Raw genomic sequence first — 3,071 nt, 5'->3', positions numbered from 1 at the left:
GGGCCGAGAAAGCTCGGCCCGCCGGACGCCACCGTCTTCGTCGGGTCACGCGCGCAGCCCCACCCGGCGGAGCAGATCCGTGGTGTGCCGGCGCCGGGCCCAGGCGATGAGGGCCAGGGGGACGATCAGGATGAGCGGGGTCGCCGCGTTCTCGCCGTCGAAGACCGTCAGCTGGACGATGAACGCGCCGACCATCAGGCCGCTCAGCGCGACGGCGGCCACCGATTGCAGCAGCGGGATCAACAGGGCGACGGCACCGGCCAGTTCGAGTGCGCCGATGACGTACATGCCCGTGCTGCCCCAGCCGATCTTGTCGAAGGAGTCGGCGGCCGAGGGGTGCGCGATCAGCTTCGGCAGGGCGCTGGCGACGGCGTAGAAGAGGGCGAGCACCACCTGCAGGGTGCGCAGGGCGATGCGGGCGCGGCGGCCGCGCGTGGTCTCGGACTCGGCGATGACGGGACGGCGGGCGGCGGCGGTGACGGGGGCGGTGGTCTGGGACATCTCGGTCTCCTGTGATGAGCGGTGCGTGTCGCTTTCACAGAGGTAGACCGGGCCGCGCCCCGTAACTCATCGCGGATCGAGGGCCGTTGTCGGACCGGAAGAACCGAACCGTCGCCGCGCTAGAGCGGGAACCACCCGTGCCCGATGTACCAGTGGCCGCCCGCCCGCAGATGGTCCCCGACAGCCCGCTCCACGGCCGTCCGTCGGGGCAGGTTCTCGACCGCCAACTCCGGGTCCCCGAAAACGAACTGGACCGGTTCGGAGTCGGACGGCTCGGCGTCCGCGCGGGCGAGCCGGAAGCGTTCCTGGAAGCGGACGATGTTGGAGTACTCGGGCAGGTAGTCCCTCAACTGCGGGTCCAGCAGCCAGGAATGGCAGAGCCCGGCCCGGAACTTCTCCTCGGGATAGTGCCGCGCGAAGAACTCCCGGGCCAGCGTCAGCGAGCGGTCGCAGGCGGCCGGTGACAGCGGGCCGAAGAAGTCGGGGATGTGGAGGTTGAGACAGGCCGTGCCGGCGGTCGCGTCCAGCCCCGCCGCCGTGACCGACCGCGCCGTACGCTCCCCGAGCCTGGCCCGCTCGAACTGCAGCCGGCCCAGCTGGTACAGCTCGCCCCGGAAGTGGTGGGTCAGCCACCAGGGGGCCTGCACGCCCAGCTTCCCGTACCGCCTGCGGTGCACCACCATGTTCCGCCCGAGGTCGGCGAGGGTGCGGCGGGACACCTCGTCCGGCACGCCCCGGGCGCGGTGATAGGCCCGCGTGTACGGCAGCGCGGCCACGAACACGAACACGGGGAAGGAGCGCTGCAGATCGCCCGACGGCCAGTCGAGCTCGGGCAGGTCGACCGCGGTGCCGATCTCCCCCATCCCCCGGACCAGTTCGTCGACCGACGCCTCCAGGAACCGCAGCAGTTCCGGGTCCTCGGTCACCCGCCGGCCGATCTGGACGAGTTCGTTGATGTCCTCGTGGGGTACCGCCAGGTCGAAGAGCGTCTCGGCCAGTTCCTCGGCTACCGGAAGCACGTGATGAACCCCCTGCACGTCATGGACCCGTACAGACCCTCATGGCCCCGTACAGACCCGTATGAACCCCTTGTGGTGGACCTCCGCACCGAAGAGTACGTTGCAGAGAGGAACGGTGATCAGCGATGCGTACCGGCAGTGAACCGACGACCGCGCGCAGTGCCCTGCGGGCCCGCTTCTGGCTGACCGTGTGGGGGCTGGTCTGGGCGGTGTTCGGCACGGTCGCCTTCGCCCTCGCCGGGCGCCCCGGCTGGGCCCTGGCCTGCGGGGTGCTGTGGCTGGTGATCACCGTCGACCTGGCGTTCGTCCTGCGGCACATCAGACAGGGCCCGCACTATCAGCCGGGCAAGGACATCCCCCCGTACCGGCCACCGGAGAGCCGCAGGCGCTAGCGCGCCAGGGCCCTCGGAAGACTCAGGACTCGAAGTCGGCGTGCCGCAGGTACTGCGGGTTGGGGTCCAGCGCGGCGGCCAGCCGGAAGTGCCGCTTGGCCTGCTCGGGCAGGCCCCGGCGCTCGTAGGTGCGGGCGAGCGCGAAATGCGCGTACGCGTTGTCCGGCTCGCGCTCCAGGACGATCGTGAACTCCAGCTCGGCGGGCCGCAGTTGCGCGGCGGCGAAGAAGGCACGCGCGCGCAGCAGCCGGGCGGCGGTGTTCTCGGGGTGTGCGGCGATCACTCCGTCGAGCAGCTTCACCGCGCCCCGCGGGTCCCGTGCGTTGAGCAGTTGCTCGGCCGCACGGAAGTCGATGACATGCGTCTCCGGAGTACGTCCGGTCGAACCGCTGATCTCGGGCACGGCAAAGTCCTTCCCTGTCTCAAGCAGTTCAACGCCCCGACAGCGGGCCGCTATTCCTCCGACGCCCGCGCCGCCCCGCCCGTCCCGTGCGCCCCACGCGTCAGTTCCGCCCACACGTCCTTCACCCGGCGCTCCAGGTCCGCCAGCGGTACGTCGTTGTCGATGACGACGTCCGCGATCGCCCGGCGCTGCTCCCGCGTCGCCTGCGCGGCCATACGCGCGCGTGCGTCCTCCTCGGTCATGCCGCGCAGCCGCACGAGCCGGTCGAGCTGGGTCTCGGGACTGGCGTCGACGACGATCACGACGTCGTAGCGCGGGGCGAGGCTGTTCTCGGCGAGAAGGGGCACGTCGTGCACGACGACCGCGTCGTCGGCGGCGGCCGCTTCGAGTTCATGGGAGCGGGCGCCGACCAGGGGATGCACGATCGAGTTGAGGACGGCGAGCCTGGCCGGATCGGCGAAGACGATCGAGCCCAGCTTGGGCCGGTCCAGACTGCCGTCGGCGGCGAGCACGTCCGCGCCGAAGGCGTCCACGACGGCCGCGAGACCGGGCGTACCCGGCGCCACGACCTCGCGCGCGATGCGGTCCGCGTCGATCAGCACGGCCCCGCACGCGACGAGCAGCCGTGACACCTCACTCTTGCCGGCACCGATACCACCGGTCAGGCCCACCGTCAGCATGAGCGGCAGCTTAGGGCCTGTCCGCGGATCATGCAGGCGGCCCAGGCCCCGGCACCGACAGAGGCGATGCCTGGGC

Annotated in this window: 5 protein-coding genes; 1 reads left to right on the top strand and 4 read right to left on the bottom strand. The window is 71.3% G+C overall.

Annotated features, from left to right (window positions below; all coding sequences use genetic code 11):
* Positions 1–45 precede the first annotated feature (45 nt).
* Positions 46–501: a DoxX family protein gene (locus ACWDR3_RS47595; RefSeq protein WP_450358924.1), complete on the bottom strand. Its 456-nt coding sequence runs from the start codon at positions 499–501 to the stop codon at positions 46–48.
* 119 nt (positions 502–620) lie between these two features.
* Positions 621–1,520: an acyltransferase domain-containing protein gene (locus ACWDR3_RS47590; RefSeq protein WP_450358923.1), complete on the bottom strand. Its 900-nt coding sequence runs from the start codon at positions 1,518–1,520 to the stop codon at positions 621–623.
* Between the two features lie 125 nt (positions 1,521–1,645).
* Between ACWDR3_RS47590 and ACWDR3_RS47585 the strand changes: the two genes are divergently transcribed.
* A complete protein-coding gene (locus ACWDR3_RS47585; RefSeq protein ID WP_450358922.1) occupies positions 1,646–1,912 on the top strand; it encodes a DUF6343 family protein in 267 nt (88 codons plus the stop codon).
* 22 nt (positions 1,913–1,934) lie between these two features.
* On the opposite strand, the gene ACWDR3_RS47580 is transcribed toward ACWDR3_RS47585, so the two are convergent.
* Complete coding sequence (locus tag ACWDR3_RS47580) at positions 1,935–2,315, bottom strand: tetratricopeptide repeat protein (RefSeq protein WP_450358921.1); 381 nt, start codon at positions 2,313–2,315, stop codon at positions 1,935–1,937.
* 50 nt (positions 2,316–2,365) lie between these two features.
* Positions 2,366–2,995 (bottom strand): dephospho-CoA kinase, encoded by a 630-nt coding sequence (gene coaE / locus ACWDR3_RS47575; RefSeq protein ID WP_450358920.1) that lies wholly within the window; start codon positions 2,993–2,995, stop codon positions 2,366–2,368.
* Positions 2,996–3,071 lie beyond the last annotated feature (76 nt).

This window comes from Streptomyces sp. NPDC001002, assembly GCF_053599215.1.
Note: the sequence above shows the minus strand (reverse complement) of the source record. Positions and strands in the feature narration are given on the sequence as shown.

Coding starts and splice junctions, on each gene's coding strand:
- ACWDR3_RS47595 (WP_450358924.1), bottom strand. CDS start 501: ATGTCCCAGACCACCGCCCCCGTCACCGCCGCCGCCCGCCGTCCCGTC.
- ACWDR3_RS47585 (WP_450358922.1), top strand. CDS start 1,646: ATGCGTACCGGCAGTGAACCGACGACCGCGCGCAGTGCCCTGCGGGCC.
- coaE (WP_450358920.1), bottom strand. CDS start 2,995: ATGCTGACGGTGGGCCTGACCGGTGGTATCGGTGCCGGCAAGAGTGAG.